The sequence below is a fragment of the Wolbachia endosymbiont (group A) of Myopa testacea genome (assembly GCF_964027115.1).
Lineage (GTDB): Bacteria > Pseudomonadota > Alphaproteobacteria > Rickettsiales > Anaplasmataceae > Wolbachia.
The window spans coordinates 896,362-921,999 of the sequence record NZ_OZ034729.1 but is presented as its reverse complement, the minus strand read 5'-3'; the positions used below and the strand labels follow the sequence as shown (position 1 = coordinate 921,999).

The 25,638-nt window shown below is 35.5% G+C and carries 26 protein-coding genes and 1 pseudogene; 17 read left to right on the top strand and 10 right to left on the bottom strand.

Annotation, left to right across the window (positions count from 1 at the left end):
* Window positions 1-76 precede the first annotated feature (76 nt).
* Window positions 77-1,166 (bottom strand): annotated as a pseudogene (gene dprA / locus AAGD91_RS04600) (DNA-processing protein DprA).
* 61 nt (window positions 1,167-1,227) lie between these two features.
* On the opposite strand from dprA, the gene AAGD91_RS04595 reads away from it, so the two are divergent.
* The 4 genes from AAGD91_RS04595 (at window position 1,228) to AAGD91_RS04580 (ending at window position 4,173) form a co-directional block, all read left to right on the top strand.
* Window positions 1,228-1,602 (top strand): ferredoxin family protein, encoded by a 375-nt coding sequence (locus tag AAGD91_RS04595; RefSeq protein WP_096617230.1) that lies wholly within the window; start codon window positions 1,228-1,230, stop codon window positions 1,600-1,602.
* A gap of 197 nt (window positions 1,603-1,799) precedes the next feature.
* Window positions 1,800-2,282: a hypothetical protein gene (locus tag AAGD91_RS04590; RefSeq protein ID WP_341820786.1), complete on the top strand. Its 483-nt coding sequence runs from the start codon at window positions 1,800-1,802 to the stop codon at window positions 2,280-2,282.
* Between the two features lie 132 nt (window positions 2,283-2,414).
* The gene (locus tag AAGD91_RS04585; protein ID WP_341820785.1) at window positions 2,415-3,434 is read left to right on the top strand and encodes a D-alanine--D-alanine ligase; all 1,020 of its coding nucleotides are present in this window, start codon (window positions 2,415-2,417) and stop codon (window positions 3,432-3,434) included.
* A complete protein-coding gene (locus AAGD91_RS04580) occupies window positions 3,415-4,173 on the top strand; it encodes a cell division protein FtsQ/DivIB (protein WP_341820784.1) in 759 nt (252 codons plus the stop codon). Before AAGD91_RS04585 ends, AAGD91_RS04580 begins: the two co-directional genes overlap by 20 nt.
* A gap of 484 nt (window positions 4,174-4,657) precedes the next feature.
* Here the strand turns inward: AAGD91_RS04580 and AAGD91_RS04575 are convergent, their stop codons facing one another.
* The 3 genes from AAGD91_RS04575 to hemC form a co-directional block, all read right to left on the bottom strand.
* Window positions 4,658-4,825 carry a hypothetical protein gene (locus tag AAGD91_RS04575; RefSeq protein ID WP_341820783.1) on the bottom strand — a complete coding sequence of 56 codons (168 nt, stop codon included), beginning with the start codon at window positions 4,823-4,825 and terminating at the stop codon, window positions 4,658-4,660.
* 446 nt (window positions 4,826-5,271) lie between these two features.
* Window positions 5,272-6,159: a UDP-N-acetylmuramate dehydrogenase gene (murB, locus tag AAGD91_RS04570; RefSeq protein WP_253309144.1), complete on the bottom strand. Its 888-nt coding sequence runs from the start codon at window positions 6,157-6,159 to the stop codon at window positions 5,272-5,274.
* Window positions 6,150-7,028, bottom strand: coding sequence for a hydroxymethylbilane synthase (gene hemC / locus AAGD91_RS04565; protein WP_341820782.1), 879 nt, complete (start codon window positions 7,026-7,028; stop codon window positions 6,150-6,152). The genes murB and hemC overlap by 10 nt, the downstream gene beginning before the upstream one ends.
* A gap of 127 nt (window positions 7,029-7,155) precedes the next feature.
* On the opposite strand from hemC, the gene AAGD91_RS04560 reads away from it, so the two are divergent.
* Both AAGD91_RS04560 and secD read left to right on the top strand, forming a co-directional pair.
* The gene (locus AAGD91_RS04560; protein WP_341820781.1) at window positions 7,156-7,653 is read left to right on the top strand and encodes a hypothetical protein; all 498 of its coding nucleotides are present in this window, start codon (window positions 7,156-7,158) and stop codon (window positions 7,651-7,653) included.
* Between the two features lie 95 nt (window positions 7,654-7,748).
* Window positions 7,749-9,266: a protein translocase subunit SecD gene (gene secD / locus AAGD91_RS04555; RefSeq protein WP_341820780.1), complete on the top strand. Its 1,518-nt coding sequence runs from the start codon at window positions 7,749-7,751 to the stop codon at window positions 9,264-9,266.
* Here secD and AAGD91_RS04550 read toward each other — a convergent pair.
* Window positions 9,263-10,048 (bottom strand): enoyl-ACP reductase, encoded by a 786-nt coding sequence (locus tag AAGD91_RS04550; RefSeq protein WP_341820779.1) that lies wholly within the window; start codon window positions 10,046-10,048, stop codon window positions 9,263-9,265. The two genes, secD and AAGD91_RS04550, sit on opposite strands and share 4 nt — an antisense overlap.
* Before the next feature lie 1,018 nt (window positions 10,049-11,066).
* On the opposite strand from AAGD91_RS04550, the gene rpmF reads away from it, so the two are divergent.
* Genes rpmF through AAGD91_RS04535 form a run of 3 tightly spaced genes read left to right on the top strand, consistent with a single transcriptional unit; the run spans window position 11,067 to window position 13,246 of the window.
* Window positions 11,067-11,249 (top strand): 50S ribosomal protein L32, encoded by a 183-nt coding sequence (gene rpmF, locus AAGD91_RS04545; RefSeq protein WP_010962967.1) that lies wholly within the window; start codon window positions 11,067-11,069, stop codon window positions 11,247-11,249.
* Between the two features lie 10 nt (window positions 11,250-11,259).
* A complete protein-coding gene (gene plsX / locus AAGD91_RS04540; protein WP_341821515.1) occupies window positions 11,260-12,297 on the top strand; it encodes a phosphate acyltransferase PlsX in 1,038 nt (345 codons plus the stop codon).
* Window positions 12,290-13,246 (top strand): beta-ketoacyl-ACP synthase III, encoded by a 957-nt coding sequence (locus AAGD91_RS04535; protein ID WP_341820778.1) that lies wholly within the window; start codon window positions 12,290-12,292, stop codon window positions 13,244-13,246. The genes plsX and AAGD91_RS04535 overlap by 8 nt, the downstream gene beginning before the upstream one ends.
* A 977-nt stretch (window positions 13,247-14,223) precedes the next feature.
* Here the strand turns inward: AAGD91_RS04535 and AAGD91_RS04530 are convergent.
* On the bottom strand, window positions 14,224-14,718 hold the full coding sequence (locus tag AAGD91_RS04530) for a Smr/MutS family protein (RefSeq protein ID WP_341820777.1): 495 nt from the start codon (window positions 14,716-14,718) through the stop codon (window positions 14,224-14,226).
* Window positions 14,719-14,810: 92 nt separating this feature from the next.
* On the opposite strand from AAGD91_RS04530, the gene rlmB reads away from it, so the two are divergent.
* The 3 genes from rlmB (at window position 14,811) to AAGD91_RS04515 (ending at window position 16,915) form a co-directional block, all read left to right on the top strand.
* Complete coding sequence (gene rlmB, locus AAGD91_RS04525) at window positions 14,811-15,575, top strand: 23S rRNA (guanosine(2251)-2'-O)-methyltransferase RlmB (RefSeq protein WP_341820776.1); 765 nt, start codon at window positions 14,811-14,813, stop codon at window positions 15,573-15,575.
* An 80-nt stretch (window positions 15,576-15,655) separates the two neighbouring features.
* On the top strand, window positions 15,656-16,378 hold the full coding sequence (locus AAGD91_RS04520; protein ID WP_341820775.1) for a Bax inhibitor-1/YccA family protein: 723 nt from the start codon (window positions 15,656-15,658) through the stop codon (window positions 16,376-16,378).
* Complete coding sequence (locus tag AAGD91_RS04515; RefSeq protein ID WP_253307274.1) at window positions 16,379-16,915, top strand: cytochrome c oxidase assembly protein; 537 nt, start codon at window positions 16,379-16,381, stop codon at window positions 16,913-16,915. It abuts the gene before it with no gap.
* A gap of 114 nt (window positions 16,916-17,029) precedes the next feature.
* Here the strand turns inward: AAGD91_RS04515 and AAGD91_RS04510 are convergent, their stop codons facing one another.
* Window positions 17,030-17,518: a transposase gene (locus tag AAGD91_RS04510; protein WP_341820774.1), complete on the bottom strand. Its 489-nt coding sequence runs from the start codon at window positions 17,516-17,518 to the stop codon at window positions 17,030-17,032.
* Between the two features lie 158 nt (window positions 17,519-17,676).
* Complete coding sequence (locus tag AAGD91_RS04505; RefSeq protein WP_253309376.1) at window positions 17,677-17,970, bottom strand: transposase; 294 nt, start codon at window positions 17,968-17,970, stop codon at window positions 17,677-17,679.
* A 40-nt stretch (window positions 17,971-18,010) separates the two neighbouring features.
* On the opposite strand from AAGD91_RS04505, the gene AAGD91_RS04500 reads away from it, so the two are divergent.
* From AAGD91_RS04500 to AAGD91_RS04490, 3 genes are all read left to right on the top strand, one after another.
* A complete protein-coding gene (locus AAGD91_RS04500; RefSeq protein ID WP_341820773.1) occupies window positions 18,011-18,163 on the top strand; it encodes a hypothetical protein in 153 nt (50 codons plus the stop codon).
* Window positions 18,164-18,249: 86 nt separating this feature from the next.
* Window positions 18,250-21,552 carry a carbamoyl-phosphate synthase large subunit gene (gene carB / locus AAGD91_RS04495; protein WP_341820772.1) on the top strand — a complete coding sequence of 1,101 codons (3,303 nt, stop codon included), beginning with the start codon at window positions 18,250-18,252 and terminating at the stop codon, window positions 21,550-21,552.
* A gap of 130 nt (window positions 21,553-21,682) precedes the next feature.
* Window positions 21,683-23,110, top strand: coding sequence for a hypothetical protein (locus tag AAGD91_RS04490; RefSeq protein WP_341820771.1), 1,428 nt, complete (start codon window positions 21,683-21,685; stop codon window positions 23,108-23,110).
* A gap of 9 nt (window positions 23,111-23,119) precedes the next feature.
* On the opposite strand, the gene AAGD91_RS04485 is transcribed toward AAGD91_RS04490, so the two are convergent.
* Window positions 23,120-23,935, bottom strand: a complete 816-nt coding sequence (locus AAGD91_RS04485; protein ID WP_341820770.1) for an SDR family oxidoreductase — start codon at window positions 23,933-23,935, stop codon at window positions 23,120-23,122.
* Window positions 23,936-23,940: 5 nt separating this feature from the next.
* Entirely contained in the window at window positions 23,941-24,585 is a 645-nt protein-coding gene (locus AAGD91_RS04480; protein ID WP_341821514.1) for an alpha/beta hydrolase, read from the bottom strand.
* Between the two features lie 253 nt (window positions 24,586-24,838).
* Between AAGD91_RS04480 and AAGD91_RS04475 the strand changes: the two genes are divergently transcribed.
* Window positions 24,839-24,994 (top strand): hypothetical protein, encoded by a 156-nt coding sequence (locus tag AAGD91_RS04475; RefSeq protein ID WP_341820769.1) that lies wholly within the window; start codon window positions 24,839-24,841, stop codon window positions 24,992-24,994.
* Between the two features lie 367 nt (window positions 24,995-25,361).
* Window positions 25,362-25,598, top strand: coding sequence for a transposase (locus AAGD91_RS06395; protein ID WP_410541931.1), 237 nt, complete (start codon window positions 25,362-25,364; stop codon window positions 25,596-25,598).
* Window positions 25,599-25,638: the final 40 nt, after the last annotated feature.

The following is a 25,638-nucleotide window of genomic DNA, read 5'->3' as shown; positions in this document are numbered from 1 at the left end:
CGCGCTGGAATGACATCTTTCTTGGTGGACTCAAATCACAATGTTCGTACGGTTGTGGGCTTATAGCTAAAGTAATCTAGAAAATTAACGATATTTTATTCCCCGGTGAACGCTCTATTTTGTTTTCCAACTCTAGTTCTAAAAGAGCTATTAGAGCTATGTTGGCAGAAAGTCCGCTTGCTAATATCAGTTCATCTATATCAACAGGTACAGAGTTAATATGATCAACTATAACAGATTTTGCCTGTTGTAATTTTTCTTGTTTTTGGTTAACAGAATGGTGCTCAACATCAAATAGGTTTTTTTTGCTGCGGAGGTAAACTAAACCTAACACTTTCTATTATGTCATCAGCGGACTCGATAAGCTTAGCACCGTTTTTAATTAAATAATTACTACCACTACAGCGTGAATCTAAAGGGAAACCAGAAACTGCAAATACCTCTCTACCTTGATTTAAAGCAAAATCTGCTGTTATCAGAGAGCCAGAACGTTTCGATGCTTCAATCACTACAACACCCAGCGATAGACCAGATATAATTCGATTCCTTTGAGGAAAATACTGAGGCTTTGGTTTAGTAGCAAATGGAAGCTCAGTAATTACTAAACCACCGTTCCCAGTGATTTTTTTGTATAGATCAAAATTCTCTTTTGGATACACCACATCAATTCCGCTTGCTGTAACAGCAATAGTGGGATGATTTTTGTATATTACACTGTTTACTGCGGTATCAATTCCTTTTGCAAGTCCAGAAACGATAACAAAACCAGCTTCGCTTAAATCAAGTGCTAGTTTACTGGCAAAATTTCTTCCATTCATCGAAGAGTTGCGCCCACCGATTATTGCAATTATCTCACGGCTTAATAATGATATATTACCAAACGCAGTTATTATAGGAGGACAACTAGAGATATTTCTTAAAAGATCAGGGTAATCTGGGTCACATGCGGGTATAATTTTAGCTCCAATTCTTTCTGCATTATTGATTTCTTCTCGTGCATCTTGAATGCCATACACCTTATTATTAGCCACCCTATTGAGATATTTTAGCACCTCATCTAGCGATCCATGTGTTCTTAGTATACTAAAAAACTTTATTGGTCCTATAGTTCTAGCCAAGCTTAACCATACTTCTAATTCTTTATTGTTCAATTTATTTATCTTCATAAAAGGCTTGAATTTCTTATCAATTTAGTGTACCCAAGATAATACAAATATACAGTGTTTTATGACGCATTTTGTTACAGATAAATGCATAAAATGTAAATATACGGACTGTGTGGAAGTATGTCCCGTTGACTGCTTCTATGAAGGTAAAAACATGCTCGTGATTAACCCAGATGAATGTATTGATTGCGGAGTGTGCATACCTGAGTGTCCAGTAGATGCAATTGTAACTGATGATTCCATAAAAGATATTTTAGAACTAGATGAAGAGTTGCTGAGCAGCGAACAAAAAACTTTCAAGTTATTTTACGATATAAATGTAGAATACTCACAAAAATGGCCAAATATCACAGCTAAAAAGCAACCTCTCTATACTGCAGAAGAGTATAAGGAAAAAAAGGATAAAACAACTTATTTTGATGAAAATTTAGAATAATGCTACTGAAGGAAAAGAAACTTTTTGTATTTCAGGGTTGTTGTTTTTGGTTGCTGAAAATGGCTGTATTATTTAAGTTATTAATAATACTTACTGCTAAATTACAACTTCTTTATCACTACCGTGTTCTGTGTTGTTGTATTATTCTTAACATTTATATATGTATACATACACGTACCAATATTTGAGAGGAAGAAATGAAAAAATTGCTCACCTTAATAGCTATGTTACCTGCTATTTCTTTGTCAGGGGCGTGTTTTGGAGTTGATTCTATTGAAGAAGATAAAATCTTTTATACTGTGACAACACATGGCAGCACCAGATTTTTAAGCTTTGCTTATGCTCTTGGCTATCACTATACAAACAGCACCCAAGTTTCAATTGGGCCTATATTTTCATTTTCAAGTCTAGCAGCAGGAGAAACGAGAATAGGAATTTTGTCGGGTTTACGCTACCATTATGATATTAAAGATATAGGTATTGCTCCATACATTAATGCTAATCTTGGAATATTATCTTCAGGCTTTTCTGATTATAATCTTGCATACCGGATAAGTTCTGGTGTTGACTTTCCAATTTCTCCAAAAGCAAGTCTTTCTGTTGGCTATTACTTAGAGAGAGGTCTGTTAAGTCGTGGTTACCTTCATGGGCCGGAAGTGGGAGTAAATTTTAACTTTTAAGGATTTAACATGTATGAAAACCTGTACGCAGTCTAAAAGACATGGTAGAGTAGGTATAATTTATATAGAAAATATGTGCGTAAGTCCATATTATAACTTAAAATGCAGACGTTAGCATAAAAATTATATAGAATGCTCATGATTCCAACTATAGCAATTTTAAGTGGTGGATTTTCTTGCGAGAGAGAAGTGTCGCTTATGAGCGGAAAAGCAGTAAAGAAGGCACTTGATAGCCTTTCATATAATGCAATAGAAATAGATGTTGACAGCAACATTGCTGAAAAGCTTAAAAAAATTAATCCGGGCCTTACTTTTATCGCTCTGCATGGACCTTATGGTGAAGATGGTTGCATTCAAGGTTTATTGGAAATCTTAGGTATAAAATATACACACTCAGGAGTTATGGCTTCTGCTGTTGCTATGAATAAAGTGATGTCAAAGCATATATTTCGATCCCTTAGTATCGACACTCCAAAAGGTTATGTAATTAGCCAAGAAGATCTACTAAAAAATAATATTAAAATCGATTATCCGTACGTCTTAAAACCAATTAACGAAGGTTCTAGCATCGGAGTGCATATTGTTTCCTCATATGAAGACCATTTAAAATTTAAAAATGACGCTATCATACTTGATGTCATTCAAGTAGCTGACACTGGAATCCAGAAAAAAGAACCAGTGTCAGCTACCTCTATGACAAGAGACTTGATGATCATAGAAGAATATGTCCCAGGAATAGAGTTACATACTGCTGTATTGCTAGATGAAGCAATTGGCACTATGGAAATACGACAAAAAAATAAATTCTATGATTATGAAGCAAAGTATACAGATGGATTTGCAGAACATATATTTCCTGCTGAAATTCCTGACAATATATATAAAATGACCTTGGAACACGCACTGAAAATTCATCAATTTTTAGGCTGTAAAACTATTTCCCGCTCAGATTTCCGTTATAATCCCAAAAATAACACTTTAAAAATGCTTGAGATTAATACACATCCTGGCTTTACTGAGTTATCGTTAGTGCCAGAAATTGCAAAATTGGCAAAAGGAATCAATTTTAATGAATTAGTTAAAATTATTATTGAAGATAGTTTGCAGCACAAAAATATTAGGGATTTAAGTCATGTTGAGCAGTATTACTAGAAGCCAAAGGAGTTTTTTGCGTAAGTGTGCCTTGGTTATTATCACAGCACTTTTTCTTACGCTAATGCTCTACAGCTCACTTGATAAAATAATAAATCGATTTAATTACTACTTTACTTGGTATAATGACTGCCTATCTAGTTTATTACTCAGTAGTGGATTTTCAATCGACGAAGTAGTCGTGAGCGGCAATAAATTTACAAACAAAAAGGATATTCTAAGTTTGACAGATAGAACGCAACCTATCATGTATATATCACTTTCAAAACTTGCCAGTAACATACAATCCGTAAGCAGATGGATAAAATACGTAGGAGTTCACAGAATTTTGCCCAATACCCTACATATTAATATAGATGAGCATAAACCGTTTGCTCTCTGGAAAGATAATAACAAAACCTCGGTAATTGATTTCGAAGGCAAAGTGATCGTAGATGACTATCCAGTAGATGATCTTGTTGTAATTACAGGACAAAACTCGTTATCAAACCTAGAATTTGTTAGAGATGTGTTAGAGAGTAAAACTCAATTAAGTGACCACATTTCTTCTTTTGCTTATATAGGGAATAGAAGATGGAATATCATATTTGATAACGATTCCACAGTGAAACTGCCTGAAGATAACCCTTCTAGTGCATGGGACTATTTAAACCACTTACACAATACAACTGATTTTACTTTCAGCGATTGGAGTATTATTGATATGCGTATTACTGATAAAATTTTTGTGAAGAGGTGATCTGCTGTCATCCAAGTAGCGGGATGACGAGCTTATCGTCATGCTGCCGCAAACCTTCATACCGCCGCGGTATCTCTTAGCCGCTAACAAGTAGCAGGATGCTTAACCGTCATACTGCGATTCATTCGTGGTATCTCTTAGCCGCTAACAAGCAGCGGGATGACGGTTGTCGTTTAGCTACAAACATTAAGAAACTTACCAAATGGAAAAAAAGGCAAAAGAAGCCCCGGTTAATATCTATTTTAAAACATTGGCGTTTTTTTTATGTTTTAAACACTTAATAACCGCGACTCAGCTTATGTAGGTAAAAACCTAGAAATTTTATAAAGACATACGATGCACATAGTGCAAAAAATTAAACAATAGTACGCCAAATACGAGTTTTCTTGCCATTTTAATCTGCTGCAGAGATTGCGAAGTTAAATAAAATAGCTTCAATTTTATGACGTTCAGTACAATGTTGCAAATTAAAAATTTCTCCATCCTACGCTGGTTCTTCGATCCGAAATGCTACTTCTACCTGATCACGACCAATGTTAATTTGTTCTATTAATGCTTTAATAATACCACGTTTAGTTCGCCAATCTAGCTGTTCCAAGTTCGATTTTACACTAGAATAAAGACTCTTTATGCTATTTATAATAAGATTCATTCCCTTTTCTACTGCCTTTTGGTCAACTACCTTTTTTTCTCTTCTTCTATCCCTTTTAAGCGTTCCTTCATTAGACTTCTTGCATAACTAAAGAAAAGGAGTACTATAAGGAAGGTAATATATTAGTGAAGGTATGAGATTTGAACAAATAAACAAGCTTGATGAAGAGGAATTTCGTAGGTTAACAGGAGTAAAAAAAAACATTTAAAAAAGTAATTCAAATTTTAATAGAGGAAGAGACTAAGAAAAAGGCAAAAGGTAGAAAGCCAAATAAGCAGTGCATGAAGGATCGTCTTTTAATGCCCTTGGCATCATTCTACCTTATCTAAAGCCATTTTATACCTTTTTATCCCTTCTGGGGAAACCTTTTTTCAGTTAGCTATAGATTACTTGTCTACCTTATTTGCCGTTCTCCTGAACGAATATACAGCAGCTATAAAAACTGTTTAATAGCCACCCAAAACCCTTATTTCCCACTCAAGTTCAACATTAAATTTATCCTTCACTGCATCTTTTACTCTGTTGCCAAGGTTTTCCAAGTCAGATGCAGTTGCATTATCGTAATTGAGCAAGAAGTTACAATGTTTCTTAGAGATTCTAGCTCCACCAATATTTAACCCTAGGCAGCCAGATTTATCAATTAACTCCCATGCTCGGTAGTTTTTTGGATTTTTGAATATGCACCCAGCAGTTTTTCCTCTTATTGGCTGGCTTTTATTTTTTTTCTCAACAATTTCTTTTAACCTTTGCAATATAAGCTCATGCTCTGAGTTTACTCCTTTAAACTCAGCTTCAACAAAAATCCAATTTCCTTTTAAGCTATGTCCACGATAAAAATATCCCATTTCTTTGCTGGAGAACTCATATAGGTTTCCATCCTCTAGGTTCACTGCTTTTATGGATTGTACAACGCTTGCGATGTCACTACCATACGCACCTGCATTCATTTCTATTCCGCCACCAACTGTTCCTGGAATTCCAACTAGAAACTCGAGTCCACTAATTTGTTGCTCTCCTGCAAAGTAAGCAAGGTTCCTGAGCAGCGCAGCACCACCTGCAACAATGGAGTTGTTACCCTTACTTTTAATATATGCAAACTCCTTACCTAATTTTATTGTTATTCCTCGAATGCCACTATCTCGTACTATTATGTTGGATGTTGCACCAATAACGCTAACTGGCAGTTCAGTATTTTTAATCAAGTATGTTAAATCTTCAATATCACATGGTTTAAATAACACATCAGCTCGTCCACCGACGTTTAACCACGTCGCTTTAGACATTAAGATGTCATAACGATAGATTCCACGTACTTTAGGTAAGCTTATAAGCATTTTGATTTCAACTCTAGTCCTGCATCCATACCCATTTTCTCCGCATCTTCTATAAATGAAGTGCGCTCAGTGAAGTATATATTTTTTCCACTTGCTAACATACAACAAAGGTGTAGCATATTTTCGTTCACATATTCAGCCAAAGCTGCAAGTGGAGTAAAACATGAACCATTCACTGTCTTCATAAAACTGCGCTCTGATTTCACTCTTATAAAAGACATATTATTATTAATTTTCTCTACAAGATCGATAATTTTTACATCATTCCTTCTACATTGAATACAAATCGCTCCCTGTCCCACTGCACTTAACATAACTTTTGGTGGCAATACCTCTGTAATTAAGTGATTCTTTTCTAATCTTATGAGTCCTGCTTCAGCTAGAATTATTCCATCAAAAATTTGATTTTGCAATCTAGTTGTTACATTTCCACGTAGCGATATTATATTTAGATCTGGTCTAACATTTAACAACTGAACTTTTCTTCTTATTGAAGAAGTGGCAATAGTAGCCTGCTGTGGCAAAGACTCAAGGCTATTGTGTTTATGAGAAATAAACGCATCGCATGGACTTAGCCTTTCTAAAACACAAGGAATTGTTAAACCCCCTGAGAAAAACGCAGGCACATCCTTTAGCGAATGAACTGCCATATCTATATTATTTTCGAGCAATTCAGCCTCAATTTCTTTAATGAATAATCCTTTACCTCCTATTTCAGCAAGATTTGCGTTTGTGTACTTATCTCCAGAAGTTTTTATCTTAACAATTTCAATAGATAAGTTAGGAAAAGAGTCCAGCAACTTTTGTTTTGCTTCCAAAGCCTGGGCAACTGCAAGCTTGCTTCTTCTGGTACCTATTTTGACTAGCATGTATTTTACTTCATGTTATATGTTTGTATTCTATGTCTATTTTTGTGTTATTTTCAATTTAGTTATTGGCTATTCGATAATCAGCATAATATAATGTACATGTTTAGTTAATAGCCAGGGAGTATTTATGTTAAAATCGGACAATAGACCATTATTGACTGGTGGAATTTTGGGTTGTGTGTTTGCTTTATGCTCAGTAATACTCTTTGTTGATTCCGTTGTAATAAGAAAGCCAAACGAACCATTATCAGGATGCAAAAATTTAGAATTATTATGGGAATACAAAAATTTTACCAAATTAATTATATATCTTGTTGTTCCAATTGTGTTTGGAGTTGGTATAGGAGCAGAAGTAAATTTTATATTAGGAGCTGGTATTGCAACAGCTGCAAATGCTGTTTTTCCTTCTACAATGTTAATCGGGGGTCGTCCATCTGCCTTCTTAGGTTCATCTATGTTACAAGGTGCAGCAATAGGAGCAATTACAGTTATAGCAGTGTTTGGAGCACTATGGACTGCTAATAATATAGTCGATTATATAGCTCAATGCTTTTCTCCAACAGAAAAAGTAAACAATAATATTGATGAGGTTGCTGTTGATTCAAGTGTGGAGCGTGCAGTTTAGCGAGGATAAATTAATATATCCTATTATTACCTCTGCCTTGTAGTAAGTAATTATTTAGTCTACAATCAATTATTACAATTTTAAACCTACAACTTATGTACAACAGGCTTATAGTCAAATCTTTTTCAGTGTTATGCATTTGTTTACTTGCTTTATACATAACACTGCCAAATTTCTTTGATAATAAGCTTTTTATTTCGAAAAAAAGAATAAACTTAGGCCTTGACCTGAAAGGAGGGGCATCTTTGCTTCTAAACATAGACTTAGACTTCTATTTTAAGGAAAAGCTAGGCATGCTAGCAGGTGAGATAAAAGAGACATTGCTAACAAAAAATATTGAATCTAACGTACAAAACAGCGAACAAGTAATTGTAACTTTAAATAATATTGATGATTATAAAAAAGCATCTGTGTTGATTAATGCGATAAATCCAAATTTAGAGCTAAATAGAAAAGATTCTTCAATTCTCATTTCGTATAAACCCCATTATAAAAATTCTTTGATCAGTGAAGTAGCTGCAGAATCAATAAACAATGTCCAGTGCCGTTTGGACAAACTTGGCACAAAGGAAGTCAGCGTTCAAAAACAAGGGCAGAATAAAATATTAGTGCAGGTGCCTGGAGTAGAAGACACCAAGCAGATAAAATCTCTGCTTGGCAAAACTGCTAAACTAGCTTTTCATTTGGCAAACACTAACATAGCCAAGGTGCAGGATATAGATCACGAAACTACTGTCATGCTCAAGGATTCTTTAGGTAATTCTTATCCAATATTCCGCAAAACTGAAATAGGTGGCGATTCGCTGGTTAACGCATCAGTTAGATTTGGTCACTTAGGTAAACCAACAGTGCATTTTAAATTTGACAGCATAGCGAGTAAAAGATTCGCGAAAATCACTAAAGAAAATGTGGGAAAACCTTTTGCAATTGTTCTGGATAACACAGTCTTAACAGTACCTACAATACGTGAGCCAATTTTAAATGGAGAGGGAGAAATTAGCGGTAATTTCACTGAAAAACAAGCAAGCGAACTTGCAATACTTTTAAAATCTGGAGCACTGCCAGCACCACTTAAAATAATTGAAGAAAAAAACATTGGCCCAAGCCTTGGAGAAGAATCAATAAAGGCAGGGGAAATGGCAGCAACAATCTCTATTATAGCCGTGGCTTTATTTATAATTATCACTTACGGCAAATTAGGTATATTAGCTTCTGTTGCGCTTTTTTCTAATGTAATTCTTATATTATCAATTCTCACTCTGCTTGAAGCAACTCTAACTTTACCTGGAATTGCAGGTATTGCACTCACTGTCGGTATGGCGGTGGATGCAAATGTTTTAATATTTGAGCGAATTCGCGAGGAAATCAAATCTGGCAAGAGAGTGGAACGTGCTATTGAAGAAGGGTTTAAAAACGCTATAAAGACAATACTGGATTCAAATATCACAACACTCATTGCTGCAGGAATAATGTTCATTATTGGCAGCGGAGCAATTAGAGGCTTTTCTGTCACTTTATCAATAGGAATTTTATGTTCGATGTTTTCTGCAATCACAGTCACAAAACTCCTGATAGAGTTGTGTATGAACCCGAAGGAACTAGTGCTTTGTTAGTCAACCACCTTCATTCCCACAACGTTATATCCTGAATCGACGTGCAAAATTTCTCCAGTAGTGCCACTACTTAAGTCGCTTAATAAGTATAACGCTGCCTTGCCAACATCCTCTATTGTAACATTGCGTCTAAGCGGAGAATTATTTCTATTCCATTCTGATATGGAGTGAAAATCGCTTATTCCAGAAGATGCTAAAGTTCTGATTGGACCAGCGGAAATTGCATTTACTCTGATATTTTGTGGCCCGAGATCACATGCTATATATTTTACACTTGCTTCAAGTGCTGCTTTACATAAACCCATAACGTTATAATTTGGCATAACTTTTTCAGCGCCATAATAAGATAAAGTAAGTAAACTACCACCACCTGACATCATTTTTTCAGCTCTTTGCGCTAAAGCAGTGAAAGAATAGCACGATATATGCATTGCATTGAGGAAGTTATTCAGTGAAGTATTGACATATTTACCATCTAACTCATTTTTATCGGAGAATGCTATTGCATGCACCAAAAAGTCAAGAGTACCCCATTTTTTCTCTATTATTTCAAAAGCGTTATCTATGATTTTTTCATTTGAAACGTCACAGTGTAATATTAGCTCCACATTTAATTCATCTGCTATTGGTGATAGTTTTTCTTTTATTATTTCATTCTGGTAGGTGATTGCAAGTTCTGCCCCGTGCTCTGAGAGAGCTTTTGCTATACCGCATGCTATCGATCTCTTATTTGTTATTCCAGTTATTAACCCCTTTTTGCCTTGTAATAGACTTGCCATCATAAAACTATCTGTTTTTTTATAATTTGGAGTATTAACTAGATAAAGTCAAGATATCAACTATGTTTTAAAACATTTTTTGCAGTAACTTGAAGTCTAGTATTAGCAATACCACTGTTAACAAAAAGGCAGCGATGAGAGTTTCTATAGGGAGAGTAGACCGGCGGACCTTCCCCGCCAGCCTCTCACAGAACTGTGCATGAACCTCTCGACTCACACAGCTCCCATTATTCGGCCCTTGCTACTAATTATAGCATAATCAAGGACTCTGTTTTAATCAATTGCTCATCCCATTTCTGGTTGACAAAACAATTAAAACTAAATCCCTTCGCTCCATTTCCATTACAGAAACTTCTTCACTACTACGCGCCCCTGTTTTTCGCATCGGTACTCTCACCCTTGGAGTTTAGCTACTTGGATTTCTCCCTTATCATCAAAACGACAGGTTCCCGTAGTTCCACACAATAGCCTAAAATAGATTCACGCCACCTCTATGCCGGACGCCACCTATCCAGTAAACAAGCTCCCGATAGATTTATCCCAGGTTAGGTTAGACCCCTGGTTTTGACGTCGTCTAGTTCCTTTCGAAACTTTATCAGTGGTTCATTTCCATTCGTCTCTCTATTTCATACATGACGCATAATTGCGCCTTTTCCATAACGCTCACTACCTTAGCTCTTTACCAAAGCAGCTTATGGCTGTTTGAAGCCTGCTCTTGTAAACCGGCTCCGAGGGGCCCACCCTCATCTATTGCGTAGCTTTTGCACTTAGTTTGCTCTTACTTGAACATTCTTTGTGTCTCTACGGCACACCTAACCCAAGAAAGGTTTCCCTACGTCATACCGCCGCGGCGCTAACGAGTAGCGGAATGACGGTTTTTCAAATTGTAGGTAAACCTAAGCCACTTTAGCTATAGGACTCAATTACATAAGCAAACCTTACTTATTTTATTATCCCTGTTTACTTCTTGTAAAAAACATGTTATTAATGAATTGAATTTTGTAGTAGAATGGAGGAAGTTTTGGCAGTTCCAAAAAGAAAAAAGTCGAAGTCAAGGCGTAATATGCATCGTTCTCATCATGCTATTGAGCCTAAGAATGTTGTGGTATGTTCAACAACTGGAGAATTCATGTTGCCTCACAATGTAGCAGTCGATGGCAGTTACAAAGGAAAACGAGTTTTCATTAAGCAACAGGCAGAATGACTATTATGGTATGTTACCTACGGTAAATAATCACATAGTTATTGCACTTGACGCTATGGGGGGCGATTTTGCGCCTCTTTCCGTAATTCAGGGTGCTGGTTTTTTTTTGGATAATCTTGTTGACCCAGGCATTAAAGTTCTTTTTCATATTTATGGAGATAAGGAAAAAGTATCTCCTTTGCTTTTGAAATATAAAAAAGTAAGTAACAATTCTGAGTTTACTCATTGTTCTGACAATGTCCTTGCAAATGATAAGCCATCTTTTGCGCTGAGACATCGTAAAGACTCAAGTATGAAAGCTGCAATTGTTGCAGTGAAAGAAGGTAAAGCTTTCGGAGTGGTATCTTCAGGCAACACCGGGGCGTTGATGGCAATTTCCAGATTTATTTTAGGAACATTACCAAATATTTATCGTCCTGCTATTGTCTCTATCTGTCCAACTAAGACAAAAAGCTTCGCTTTGCTTGACCTTGGTGCAAATGTCGATTGTAATGCCGATTCGTTATTCCAATTTGCATTAATGGGAAGTATATTTGCAAAAGTAGCGCTAAAAATTGACAATCCTGAGGTTGCTTTACTAAATATCGGTACAGAAGAAGTTAAAGGTAATGACTCAGTGCGCGACGCTTTTGAGTTGCTTAAAAACGCTCCAGGCATTAATTTCAAAGGGTATATAGAGGCAAGTGAATTTTTAGAGGGTAATATAGATGTGATTGTTGCTGATGGTTTTGTTGGCAATGTAATGCTCAAAACAGCTGAGGCAACCGCTAGTACTTTTATCAATCTAATAAAGCAGGAAGTATTCAACTCGTGGATAGCGAAAATGCTTATTGGTATATTGTTAAAATCTAAACTAAATAAAGCATTAACGCGTTTTAATCCCAAAATTAGAAGTGGAGCTATGTTTTTAGGGCTGAATGGTATCATCATTAAAAGTCATGGAAATTCTGATGCTATTTCTTTTGCCCATGCTATAAAATTTGCAGTAAATGCAATTAGTGAAAATTTAAATCAAAAGATAATTAACGGGGTAAGTCATATTGAATAAAAGTTTCATATTAAGCACTGGATCTTATCTACCAAGAAAAACGTTGAGTAACAACGAAATTGCATCGATAGTTGAGACAAGCGATGAATGGATAAGGCAGAGAACAGGAATAGTTCAAAGGCATATAGCAGATGAAGGAGAATTAACGTCAGATCTAGCTGTAAATGCAGCAAAAAGTGCTATAGAAAAAGCTAAAATTTCAGTAGATGAAATTGACTTGATTATAGTTGCAACAACAACGCCTGATAAAACTTTGCCTAGCTGTGCAACGATTGTACAAAGTAAGTTAAAATGTAAAAACGTATTTTCTTTTGATGTACAAGCAGCATGCTCTGGTTTTATATATGCAGTTACAGTTGCTGATTCGCTCATAAAATCTAACAATAGAATTAAATATGCGCTCGTTATTGGTGCTGAAATAATGTCTAGGATTGTTGACTGGGAAGATAGGTCAACTTGTGTGCTCTTTGGTGATGGTGCTGGTGCAGTGATAATAAAATCGGAAATGGGTAGCAGCGTCATCATATCAACAAACTTACACTCTGATGGCAATGTGGACATATTATGTACGAACGGAGGGGTATCCTCTACTGATGATTCTGAAAAAATATGCATGAATGGAAGAGAAGTATTTAAACATGCAGTGGATAAGTTAACAGCCTCAGTAGAGGAAACACTAAGATGCAATAATTTGAAAATCACTGATATTGACTGGTTAATTCCCCATCAAGCAAACATTCGTATTATTGAAGCAGTAGTAAAGAAATTAGATTTTCCTATAGAGAAAGTGATTAATACCGTTGATAAGCATGCAAACACCTCAGCAGCGTCAATTCCACTGGCCTTAGACTATGCAATACAAGAATCAAAAATAAAATTAGGAAATCTGGTACTGCTGATTGCAATAGGTGCAGGTCTCACATGGGGTTCCGTGTTGCTGCGCTATTAGACTTCTTGCATTACCTCCTGTCACCCAACTCGTAGAACATCACACCCATAGGGCACAGCATAACTGTATGAACATTGTGATTTGAGTCCACCAGATCCGAGTGCTTTGACTACTTGATTGGATGCTGAGTTGGTGAGTATAAAAGTATAGCTAACGCTGTCATACCGCCCACAACTGTACGAACATTGTGATTTGGGCCCATCAGGAGGGTGTCATCCCAGTGCTTGACACTGGGATCCAGGAATTTTAATTGTAAGTAAGCATACTGAGTTGATAAGTATAAAAGTAGCTAGAAAATAAACATTTTTGATGAGATTATATGGAAAACTGGATTCCAGTGTCAAGCACTGGAATGACACTTCTCTTGGGCTCTTTTAGCTATAAACATTAAGAAATTTACCAAATGAAAAAAAAGGCAAAGAAGCCCCGTGGTTATTATCCGCTTTAAAATATTGGCGTTTTTTATGTTTTAAACGCTTGATAAGCGAGATTAAGCTGCTTTTAATTGCAACTAACCTACGCTGCAAATGTTTAAGAAATTTACCAAGCAGAAAAAAAGACAAAGAATCCCCGAGTTAGCTAGTCCTTTACTATCTTTGTCGAGTATTGGCATTTTTTGATGTCTTGTAACGCTTTGTAAGCGCGTTCAGCTTATTTAGATAAAAATCTAGATGTAGATGAAGTTTTGTAAAGACATACAGTATCTATATACTGTAAAAAATTGAACATAAGACGCCGATACATTAAGTAATCCTTACCTTTTAATCTGCAGATTGGCGAAAGCAAATACAATAGCTTCACTTCCATGATAAGGGGGCTGGCGGAGTTTGTCAAGTAAGTTTTTTGTTTAATCCGTTTCTATGAGCTACTTGAATAACGGCTACAATGTTTGTACAATTGTGCGTAACGCGCTGCCGAACACTGGTTTTTATATGGCTATATAAGAAAAATTAAGGCTTAAAAGGAAACTTAAGCAGCTAATAGGGCCTAAGCCTTCTTAATAAAACATAAAAAGCCCCTTTACCACCATGTTTTTTCGTAGCTTGCTGGTAGTATAGAACCATATGCTGGATTTTAGTATCATCTAACCACTTATTTAAGTTATTCTTTATAGTGTCTGTTTTATTTGTTGCACTGACGTATCCCGTAATTACCAATAAACATCTATTTCCTGCTCGATAATTTTTGATAATAAAATCTATCAATTTACAGTAAGCATCCTCTATACTATAGCCGTGCAAATCGAGCTCATCGCTTATAAAATATTTACCCCTATCAACTTTTGATTTTGTGTTTTGGTCAAGACAAAATGATGAGTCACCATTATTGGTATTAAGAAAATTCCTTTGTAAGTCGGAGGTACCTTTATCAACCATAGACTTTATATTTACTTTATTATTAACTTTTAAAGTAACTTTTCCACATTCTATTGGCTTAACATTTTTTTGCCAATCCAACTCATCGTCCGACATAAACGCATTAATCGAATTGTATAATTTTACAACAATATCCAAACATAGTAAAATGTTGCTTATTCTATAAAAACCCGATTTTCGATAATACGATGAAATCGTCAAAAACTAATGAGAATTTTTGGCTGTATGGAAAGCACACCTGCATGTCAGCACTGAAGAATAAAAATAGGCGGTGTATAGAACTGTTAGTAACAGAAAATTTCTATAGAGAACATGAAAAAGAAATTAGGCAATGTGTAAATAGTAAGGGCATTAAAGTTCGATTAGTAGAAAACAAAATACTTAACAACGTTTTATCTAAAGGTGCTAACCATCAAGGAATTGCTTTAAATGTTGCCCCTATTCTTTGTAACTTAAGCATCGAAGAAGTAGCTGAAAGCTCAAACGACAGCTCTACTATAGTCATTTTAGATCAAGTCACTGACACGCACAATATTGGATCAATTTTAAGAACTTCAGCTTGTTTTAATGTCAACGCATTGGTTTTACCACATAATCATTCACCTGGCGAAAATGCATCTATTGCAAAAGCAGCAAGTGGAGCATTGGATATTGTTCCGCTAATATACGTTACAAATATAGTAAAAACTATGCAGTATTTAAAAAAGGTCGGCTACTGGTGTTACGGGTTTGATTGCAATGCTAAAGAAAATATAGATGAAATAAAGAGCTTTGAGAAAAAAAGAGTAATTATTTTTGGTTCTGAAGAGAAAGGAATGCGTAGGTTAGTTAAAGAAAATTGTGATTATCTTTTAAAAATACCAATGTCAAATGCAATTAACAGTTTAAATGTTTCAAATGCAGCAGCAATAGGCCTATATTCTATTTATATTAAAACAAATGCCAGCGCATAGCTGTTTATAATAAAAATACTTGATAAAAATGTGGTTTTATATTATAATGTGTTAAATAATGGACAAAAGGAGTTATATTTATGTCTTATATGAGAAATGAACAGGATATCCGCTCTCAGGGCGTTTATTATAGCGCTGGGCTCAGAAGTTACCTAACTAAAGTATATAACTACATGGCTTTAGCTTTAGGCGTTACAGGGCTTGTTGCGTTTCTAACGGTATTTTCTGGTCTTTTTCAGGTAATTCATTCTAATCCTGTTCTGTCGCTTGTGACAATATTCTCTCCAGCTGCATTGGTGATCTATATGCGGTATAAAATTCAACACCTAAGTGCTCAGTCTGCCGTTACTATATTTTTCTCGTTCTCAGTGTTAATGGGGCTTTCCTTGTCTTATATTTTTATAGTTTATACTGCAGAAAATATAGCAAGAGCGTTTTTCATTACATCAATTATGTTTGGCTCTATGGCTTTATATGGTAATACCACAAAAAGAGATCTTACAAGTATGGGCTCTTTCTTGATTATGGGAGTCTTGGGGATAATTATAGCATCCATAGTAAATTTATTCCTTAGAAGCAGTCCTCTCTATTTTGCAATATCGTTCATATCAGTAATAGTCTTTACCTTAATGACTGCATATTATGCTCAGAGAATCAAAGACGTTTATTATAGACATAATGATGGCTCAGAAGTCGCTACTACTAAATTGGCAATACTGGGTGCAACTGATCTTTATTTTAACTTTATTAACATATTTCTCAATCTACTCAGGTTACTTAACTTGTTCAATAATAGGGACTAGATGTTTTCCTTTTTAAGGAAAGGTAGTAAGAATTCTATAGTTTTCTTTTTAATATCTTTAGTCGTGTTGATGCTATGTCTTGCATATGCATCGGTGCCACTATATAGCATTTTCTGTAAAGCTACCGGGTATGGTGGCACAACAAGAAAAGTAACTAATGCAACAATAAGTGCAACTGACCAAAAAATCAGGGTCCACTTCAATGCTGATATAATGTCCGATCTACCTTGGGAATTTAAATCAGAAACTAACTACGTTGACGTAAACATAGGAGAACAAAGTTTAGCATTTTATTACGCAAAAAATCTATCTGATCATCTTTCATTTGGTATGGCAGTATATAACGTTACGCCTTTCAAAGCAGGTAAGTATTTTAATAAAGTTGCATGCTTTTGTTTTGAAGAACAAATGTTGCTACCAAAACAAAAAGCAGCTATGCCCGTATCTTTCTATATAGATCCTGAGATAATGCTTGATAGTAATACAAAAGACTTAAGTGAAATAACGCTATCATACACGTTTTTTAAGCTTAAGTAACAGAATGTTTGCAAACCATGTCATTTCAAGTAATCAATAGGGTGTCATCCGAGTAGCTGACACTGGAATGGCTTTGTTGCATCACACTTTATGAGATGGTGATTTATGGTAAATTCATGTAACTATCTCAAATTTAGCCATACCAATATCAGTGAATTTATTAAGCAAATAGCATTTGATTAGCAGTTCTTTTTCTCGATTTATCTCAGATTTATTCCTAAAACTAAATCCGAATATTTGCTTTAATCTTGAGAAAAACCCTTCAATATAAGATCTTTTCCCATAATTTACTTCTTTTTTCCATTCTTTCATGCCATCTTCACCGTATAATTTTATTAACGTAATAGCAGCATTCCTGTCAGACATATAATCTATTTCTGGATGTTCTGCCGCATTGTTTATTGGTGGAATTTTTGTCTTTATATCATATTCGTTACACAACTTATAAAACTTGTGCCTATCACATGCTCTATCTGCATATAGTGCTTTTATGGCATGCTGAAAATCAACTTCTTTTAGCAAATCACAAGCTCCATAGTGATCAGAGTAGACACCGTTACTGTATTTTACAGCTATGGCTTTTTTGTTGTTTATATTCAACATTACGTGCAATTTTCTCGTTTTCTCATAGCCACGATATTTTCTGTCAGTGCTATTTTCCTTGCTGTGTGTTGTTGTATATACTAATTCCTGTACTGTCTATAGCAATTTCGATATCTTCCATATTATTTTTATCAATTCTGCAATCATTTATCTTAATATTAAGTTTCTTTTGATGCTTGTGAATAGCTGATAACTGCCAAATCTCTTCCTATTTGTTGCAAATACCCTTTTATAAACCCGACTGTTTGTCTTAAACCAATTCTAAAGAAACTGACGATTATATGCACCAAAATCACAACTTTATCACTATAAATATAGTTGCCGCCCTGCATTTTTGGACAATTCTCGTACCAATTTTCTATGGCATCATTGATATAACAAAAAATGCTTCCTCTTTCTTGGAGAAATTTGTTATATTCATGGCAGTTACTGACTCTCATTTTTTGTGGCATATTTTTTCTTCAACAGTTAAATGGCTATTTATAATGAATTTTGTCAGTAACTGCCAGTTCTTTTTACTTGAGCGATGCAACAAAGCCATCCCAGTGTCTGGGCACTGGGATGACAGGAGAAGAAGGCTACTTGGATGACACCCTCCTAGTAGACTCAAATCACAATGTTCGTACAGTTATGCGTCAAGCCTAAAAACAGTTAGCTAATAGGTTTAATAAAAATTCACATATACAGGAAAGATTGGTAATATTATTTGAACAGAAATCGTTATTGTAATTATGCCAAAACGCACAGATATAGAATCTATATTAGTAATAGGAGCAGGCCCAATAGTTATAGGTCAGGCATGCGAGTTTGATTATTCCGGAACGCAAAGCTGTAAAGTATTAAAAAGTGAAGGTTATAAAGTCATTTTGGTTAACTCCAACCCCGCAACTATAATGACAGATCCTGAGTTTTCTGATGCAACTTATATTGAGCCGGTACTGCCTGAAATCATAGAGAAAATTATAATTAAGGAGATGCCAGATGCAATATTGCCAACAATGGGCGGGCAAACAGCACTCAATTGCGCAATAAAACTTGCAGATGATGGAGTGTTAGACAAATACAATGTAGAATTAATAGGGGTAAATAGAGAAGCAATAAAAAAAGCAGAGGATAGAGAGTTATTCCTTCAGTCCATGGATAAAATAGGGCTAAAATACCCCAAAAGTATCATTATAAAAAATCAAGAACAAATAAGAAAGGCTTTGGATTACATTGGATTACCAGCAATCATCCGCTCGTCATTCACCCTTGGTGGTGCAGGTAGCGGCATAGCATACAATAAAGAGGAGTTTTTCAATATTGCAGAAAGTGCTCTCAAAATTTCGCCAATAAATGAAGTTCAGATAGATGAATCAATTATCGGCTGGAAAGAATATGAAATGGAAGTTATCCGTGATTGTAAAGATAACTGCATAATAGTCTGTTCGATAGAAAATATTGATCCAATGGGAGTGCACACCGGAGATAGTATCACGGTTGCTCCTGCTTTGACTCTGCGTGACGTAGAATACCAACAGATGAGAAATGCATCTATAGCAGTGCTAAGAGAAATTGATGTTAGTGCCGGTGGTGCAAATGTTCAGTTTGCAGTGAATCCTAAAGAAGATGGAAGCCTCGTTGTGATTGAAATGAATCCAAGGGTTTCTCGCTCTTCTGCACTTGCTTCAAAAGCAACAGGTTATCCTATTGCAAAAGTTGTAACTAAACTTGCTATCGGCTATTCACTCAATGAGATACGTAATGATTGCGCTCCAGTTATACCTGCTGCATTTGAACCAGTGATTGATTACATCGTCACTAAAATTCCTCGTTTTGAATTTGAGAAGTTTAAGGGGACGAATTGTGAACTATCAACTTCCATGAAATCAGTGGGGGAAGTGATGTCGATCGGCCGCACTTTTAATGAGTCGCTGCAGAAAGCTTTTCACTCGCTTGAAACTGGGCTTACGGGACTTAATGAAGTATTTCCTGAAAATACTGATATTGATTACATCAGATCTCAATTAGCAAAATTGCTGCCAAACAGATTACTGATTGCTGCTGACGCAATGCGTCATGGAATAAGCATAGAAGAAATAAATTCGATTACAGGATATGACTTATGGTTTTTGCAGAATATACAGCAAATTATATTAGCTGAACAAAAAATCAAGGAAAACGGCCTTCCTGAGACTGCATATGAAATGTTAGAGCTGAAAAAAATGGGGTTTTCAGATGCAAGATTGGCAAAATTAAGCAATAAGAAAGTAGAGCAAATTGAAGAAATAAGAAAAAAATTTGGCATTAAACAAGTTTATAAGCGTGTAGACACCTGTGCAGCTGAATTTGAATCGAGCACTGCTTATATGTATGGCTGTTATGAGGGTAACACAATGATGTCATTCCAGCGCGTGACGCTGGAATCCAGAGATAAGGAAGAATGGATCCCAGTGTCAGCTACTCGGATGACAGAGGGAATGGAGTGCGAAGCAGATGTTTCTGACCGAGAAAAGGTTGTCATTTTAGGAAGTGGTCCAAATCGCATTGGTCAAGGTATTGAGTTTGATTATGCATGCGTACATGCAGCTTCTGCCGCCAAAGAAATGGGGTATGAAACAATAATGATCAACTGTAATCCAGAAACCGTTTCAACTGATTATGATACCGCTGATCGTTTATATTTCGCCCCACTGATTGCAGAGGATGTGCTTGAAATACTAAGTAAAGAGCAAGAAAATGGCACACTGGTTGGTGTAATAGTTCAAATGGGTGGTCAAACACCTTTAAAGTTAGCCAAAGTGCTTAACGAGAGAGGTTTCAAAATTCTGGGAACTTCGTTTGATTCTATTGACCTTGCAGAAGATCGCATGAGGTTTAAAAACCTTGCTTTGCAACTTAATTTAAAACAACCTGAAAGTTCTATCTGCCATTCAGTAAAAGAAGCGTTAACCAACGCAGAAAAGGTGGGGTTTCCACTAGTAGTCAGGCCATCATATGTCCTCGGCGGTCAGTCTATGTCGATTAGACACGATACTCAGAGCTTTAAAGAGTATGTCTTGAATCAAACCAAAATTTTTGAACACGGATCGCTGCTTCTTGATAAATTTTTAGTCAATGCAGTTGAGGTTGACGTTGATGCTGTGTGTGATGGGAAAAAAGTTTTCATTGCAGCGGTCATGGAGCATATTGAAGAAGCTGGTATCCACTCTGGCGATTCAACATGCTCAATACCGACAAATACATTGAGTGACGAAATAATAAAAGAGATCGAGCTCCAAACTGAAAGAATAGCTCTTGCACTAGAAGTGAAAGGTCTGATAAACATTCAGTTTGCTGTTCAAGAGAGTTATGTATACATACTTGAAGTAAATTTACGAGCTAGTCGAACCGTTCCTTTTATTTCCAAGGTAATCAATATTCCTATTGCAAAGCTTGCCACTCAGGTTATTTTGGGTAAGAAATTGAATCAGGAAAACAAGCCTTTCAATCATTTTGCAGTTAAAGCTGCTGTTTTTCCATTCACGCGTTTTTCGGGAATTGACACTCTACTTGGTCCTGAAATGAAATCAACAGGAGAAGTAATGGGAATTGACTCATCGTTTGAAGCTGCACTTGCAAAAACGCACATGGCTGCAGGATACAAGTTACCAATAGAAGGAACAGCTCTGGTTTCAGTAAAAGATGATGATAAAGAGTATATATTGCCTGTTGCACGAATGTTGAAAGAACTGAGTTTTGAAATATATGCAACCAAAGGCACAGCTTTATATCTGAATAATAACGGCATTGCTGCAAAAGCTGTAAATAAAGTGAGAGAAGGCAGACCCCACATAGTTGATAGGCTCAAAGATGGAAAAATAAATCTAGTAATCAATACTTCAAAAGGTGTGAAATCAGTTTCAGATAGCAAAGATATCAGGAGAACTGCTATTTTGCAAAATATAGCTTATAGCACCACAGCTTCTGGGAGTAAAGCGTTAGTGCTTGCAATTCAATATGTAAAGAATAGCAAATTGGAAGTGAAATCATTACAGCAGATACAAAACGTTTAAGTATCAAAACTAAAATAATTCATTCCTCTATCTCGAAATCGTGGTAGAGTAATGTAAGTCAAATTTCTTTGCTGACTTGCCTATGTATTATAGTATTTATCAAAGAATTAATGGGTAATGGTTATATAACATGACTTATGAGATAAAAAAGCAACAAACAATAGACCAACAAATTCTTGAAAGTGATATAGAAGATCCGACGAAGTTCTCTCTTAATCAAGAGTATAACTTTGCCAAAAATGATTTGTCAAACAAAACAGATGAACACGAAAGTGATAATCGACTACAGAACTCTAGTGATCATGATTCAGATGATAGTTCCGCTGATGGTAATCAGACGCCTTATACTGAATCAAGTGATTGGGACTCAAATTCGAGCTGTAGTTCAGATTATTCTTATTTTTTGGAAGATGGCTCACTTTCAATGGATCTAGAAATACCATTAACTACAAGTGAAAGTAAGCTGATTGGTGAATTTTGTAAGGAATTAAAAGAGAAAATAGAAGAAAATGAACGAGAGTATAAAACAAAGATATCTAAGCAGGAAAGTATAGAAAATTGGACAGAGGGTGCTTTAGAACGTATTAAAAGCGTAGTAGATAAATACTTAGAGAAAGGGATAAAGTTAAATTCATGTTGTAATAGCAGTGAAGAAACTGTAGTAAACTTAATATTTAATGAAATAGTAGGTGTTCTTGAAAGTACCACAAATACAACCTCTGGTGGTAGATCATCTAGGTTTGACCCTATAGACCTTCTAGATTATAGTAAGGATGAAGATGAAGCAACAAAAGATGAAAATATAAGCATTATACAAAGCATTGTTCGTGATTTATTGTTAAAGGGCGGGAAGGTAAAACGACATCTCTTCCATCATGATAGGATAGGACATGCAACTACTGCATTTGTAGATAATTCTTCTCTTCAGTTTGACGGGCATCTCTTTGCACAATGTAAGGAAATTGAAAACGATCTAAAAAATGTAGCATATGAAAGTATTGTAAACAAAAATGAGCAAGCTCAAAAGGACAAATTAGAATTAAAAGTAGAGATAGATAATGAGTGCTTTTGTATAAAATATCCACAAGATAGTACTGTTGAAGTTGCAAAAATCCTAAGCAATGAAAAGAATAAAGGTTTAAACTTAAGAGTTGGTATACTGCAAATTGGGAAAAGTATAGTAAGAGTTGAAAGCTACAAAGGAAAAAGAAATTATCTGGATGTTTTTAAGCAAGGTGTAACATTATCTTGTGATAGTGAAGCAGGAAAAATCAGTATTCATCTAAATCCTAAGGAAAATAGTAATGAAATAGAAGTAAAGATTGATAAGGAGAGCGAAGCAAGGCTTAACGAGTTAGAAGATAAGGGGAAAAGTTTAGGAGAAAACTGTCTTTTAGGAGGAAAAAGCGTTCTGGAAGCTATACGAGATGGAAATTTTAAAAGAAATAGAAGTATACCAACTAGCGTAATTGAACAGCCAAATGCTGCAACGAATACTCCACAATCTTACCTAGAGAACATTTTCCTGAACGGATACAATTACAGAACTAAACAATAGGCCTATCTATCATTCTGATGTGATTTCAGTTTTTTTTACTTGCAAACTCTCTAATCCCACCTTATAGTTAGGATAAATTAGAGAGACATTAAGATCTTTTTTAATTTTAACATTACTTACTTTTTTTGAACCTAAATAAAAACTCTGTGCATAATCTGGTAAGGAAGAAACCTCAATTGGCTCTGGAGGACTAACATTGAGGAGTTTGGCTGCATACCTTATCACTTTAGATTGTGTAGTGGGTAAATCATCTGCACAATTGTATACTTCACCAGGTTTTATGTTTTGCATGGAAGAAAATAGAATGTTCGATATATCTTCAACGTGAATACGAGAAAAAAAATGCCCTTCTTTTTTCACATTTTTTGCTTTGCCAAGCTGCAAGTCAATTAACACGTTCCTACTAGGACCGTATATTCCAGCTAAACGAAAAATATGTACAGGCAGTTTGCTATTCAGCCACTTCTTTTCAGATCTAAGGCGCTTTTCTCCTCTGATTTCTATAGGTTTTGTTTCAGATTCCTCATTCACCCAATTACCAGAGTAATCACCATAAACGCTAGTTGCAGACAAATAACCAAACCATTTAACATTTTGCAGGCAATCACCATATTTCTCCATAATATCATCACCATCTGGAGGAATAGAAATTAAAACGTGCGTTGCGCTTTTAAGCAGATCTTGACTAACTTTCTCATAATTAAAGAGGATTACATTTTGTATATTTTTACTTCTTGATGTGCCACTGACTTTCCAACCTAAGTTCAGCAGTTTTTTCGATAAAAATTTAGCCACATATCCATAACCAAAGCAAAACAAGTGCATGAAAATTAATTTTTAAAATTCTTCTTGATAAATTCTACTCCTAATTTTATCCCCTCTTCATTAATAATATGCCCTAATGCATGAATTGGGTGCCCTTCAACATTTATTCCATTTTCTTTCAAAGCTTTAACCGCTAAGTCGAGGGACGAAAAAGGTACCACATCGTCAGCATCACCATGGATAACACATATGTTAGGTTTTGACTTGATCTCTGGTGCAGTTTTTGAAGGTGAAAGAAACCTACCAGAGTATGCAACAACTGATGCACAGGATTGAGAGCGGGTGAGAGCTGTATGTATTGCAAGCATTGCTCCTTGAGAAAATCCAACCAAAGAAAGTTGCGTATCTTTTAAATTAAGCTCCTTTAATTTTGTATCAATGAAACGATTTACAATTGATGTAGCATTTTTTACTCCATTATATAGCGCTTCCTCACTACGATCTTCCAAGCTGAACCACTGATAACCATCACCTATTTCTCTTTCAAACGGAGCATTGGGTGCTACAAAATATGACTCGGGTAAAAACTTGCTCATAACTTTAGCAAGGTGAATGAAATTATCGCCACTTGAGCCCCAACCATGTAAAAAAATAATCAAATTTTTCTTATTTCCGCCTGCACAAATTTCTTGGCCTTTAAGTTCAATCATTTCTTTTCCTTTTGCATTTATATTTTTATTTAACACTAATTTTCAAATTTGTAAAAACATACTGTGATTGCTGTTGAATGATGGAGAGACATACTCCATTATTTTATACCTATAGCTAACTGAAAAAAGGTTACCTCAGAGGGGATAAAAAGGTATAAAATGGCTTTGGATAAGGTAGAATGATGCCAAAGTGAGGATCTGAGGGAACGTGTTTTGAAAGTAGTAGACGAGAAAAAAATGACTATGGAGGAAGATGTTCAAAATTGATAGAAAAACAATATATTGGTGGAGGAAAAGAAGAGAAGAAACAGGAAGCATAAAACCATCTTCAGGCTATCAAAAGGGGCATAGTCATAAAATTAAAGACTTAGATAGCTTTGTCGAATTTCTAGATGAAAATCGGAGTTGAAAAGATAATTGAAAAATTTGGCAATATGTGCAAAGACAAAGTAATAACTACCTTAAAAAAGTGAACTATATGTATAAAAAAAATTTTTCTCTACCAGGAAAGGGATGAAGGAAAACGAAAGGAAGTCATACAAAAGGTAGCAGAAATAAATGAAGAAAATTTAGTATTCATAGATGAATCAGGTATAGAAGACAACGAATTTTATGAATATGGATGGTCTCGAAGAGGAAAAGGGCTATTTACAGAGAAACCAGGATACAAAGGAAGAAATAATTGGAGCCCTAAGTGAAGAGGCACCATGAGTGATATTGCAACAGTGAGCTTTTTGAAGCGTATGTTGAAAATAGGCTTATGCCAATATTAAAACCTGGCTAGGTTTGACAATGCGAGTTTTCATAAGTCTGACAAGACGAAAGGATTAATAGAAAGTGTTAGATGTAAAGTTTTATTTTTGCCGCCATACTTGTCTGATTTAAATCCAATTGAGAAGTTCTGGTTTGCCATCAAGCATGCCATAAAAAAAGCGCTGCCAAGCTTTTGGCCTGATATCAATTCTGCTATTGATTTTGTTTTTCAATATTCAGGTAACCCTTTCTTGGGTTAGCTATAGGATCATCATCTATTCTTTTTTCTCTACAAGTATA

What these genes read in the sequence shown, in the direction of transcription:
- AAGD91_RS04590 (WP_341820786.1), top strand. Translation starts at nt 1,800, where the DNA reads ATGAAAAAATTGCTCACCTTAATAGCTATGTTACCTGCTATTTCTTTG.
- AAGD91_RS04520 (WP_341820775.1), top strand. Translation starts at nt 15,656, where the DNA reads ATGTCTTATATGAGAAATGAACAGGATATCCGCTCTCAGGGCGTTTAT.
- AAGD91_RS04560 (WP_341820781.1), top strand. Translation starts at nt 7,156, where the DNA reads ATGTTAAAATCGGACAATAGACCATTATTGACTGGTGGAATTTTGGGT.
- AAGD91_RS04595 (WP_096617230.1), top strand. Translation starts at nt 1,228, where the DNA reads ATGACGCATTTTGTTACAGATAAATGCATAAAATGTAAATATACGGAC.
- AAGD91_RS04480 (WP_341821514.1), bottom strand. Translation starts at nt 24,585, where the DNA reads ATGATTGAACTTAAAGGCCAAGAAATTTGTGCAGGCGGAAATAAGAAA.
- AAGD91_RS04505 (WP_253309376.1), bottom strand. Translation starts at nt 17,970, where the DNA reads ATGCCACAAAAAATGAGAGTCAGTAACTGCCATGAATATAACAAATTT.
- carB (WP_341820772.1), top strand. Translation starts at nt 18,250, where the DNA reads ATGCCAAAACGCACAGATATAGAATCTATATTAGTAATAGGAGCAGGC.
- rlmB (WP_341820776.1), top strand. Translation starts at nt 14,811, where the DNA reads ATGAAATCGTCAAAAACTAATGAGAATTTTTGGCTGTATGGAAAGCAC.
- hemC (WP_341820782.1), bottom strand. Translation starts at nt 7,028, where the DNA reads ATGCTAGTCAAAATAGGTACCAGAAGAAGCAAGCTTGCAGTTGCCCAG.
- AAGD91_RS04530 (WP_341820777.1), bottom strand. Translation starts at nt 14,718, where the DNA reads ATGTCGGACGATGAGTTGGATTGGCAAAAAAATGTTAAGCCAATAGAA.
- AAGD91_RS04475 (WP_341820769.1), top strand. Translation starts at nt 24,839, where the DNA reads ATGTTCAAAATTGATAGAAAAACAATATATTGGTGGAGGAAAAGAAGA.
- AAGD91_RS04485 (WP_341820770.1), bottom strand. Translation starts at nt 23,935, where the DNA reads ATGCACTTGTTTTGCTTTGGTTATGGATATGTGGCTAAATTTTTATCG.
- murB (WP_253309144.1), bottom strand. Translation starts at nt 6,159, where the DNA reads ATGCTTATAAGCTTACCTAAAGTACGTGGAATCTATCGTTATGACATC.
- AAGD91_RS04580 (WP_341820784.1), top strand. Translation starts at nt 3,415, where the DNA reads ATGTTGAGCAGTATTACTAGAAGCCAAAGGAGTTTTTTGCGTAAGTGT.
- AAGD91_RS04550 (WP_341820779.1), bottom strand. Translation starts at nt 10,048, where the DNA reads ATGATGGCAAGTCTATTACAAGGCAAAAAGGGGTTAATAACTGGAATA.
- AAGD91_RS04510 (WP_341820774.1), bottom strand. Translation starts at nt 17,518, where the DNA reads ATGTTGAATATAAACAACAAAAAAGCCATAGCTGTAAAATACAGTAAC.
- AAGD91_RS04515 (WP_253307274.1), top strand. Translation starts at nt 16,379, where the DNA reads ATGTTTTCCTTTTTAAGGAAAGGTAGTAAGAATTCTATAGTTTTCTTT.
- AAGD91_RS04585 (WP_341820785.1), top strand. Translation starts at nt 2,415, where the DNA reads ATGCTCATGATTCCAACTATAGCAATTTTAAGTGGTGGATTTTCTTGC.
- AAGD91_RS04575 (WP_341820783.1), bottom strand. Translation starts at nt 4,825, where the DNA reads ATGAATCTTATTATAAATAGCATAAAGAGTCTTTATTCTAGTGTAAAA.
- plsX (WP_341821515.1), top strand. Translation starts at nt 11,260, where the DNA reads ATGTTACCTACGGTAAATAATCACATAGTTATTGCACTTGACGCTATG.
- AAGD91_RS04490 (WP_341820771.1), top strand. Translation starts at nt 21,683, where the DNA reads ATGACTTATGAGATAAAAAAGCAACAAACAATAGACCAACAAATTCTT.
- secD (WP_341820780.1), top strand. Translation starts at nt 7,749, where the DNA reads ATGTACAACAGGCTTATAGTCAAATCTTTTTCAGTGTTATGCATTTGT.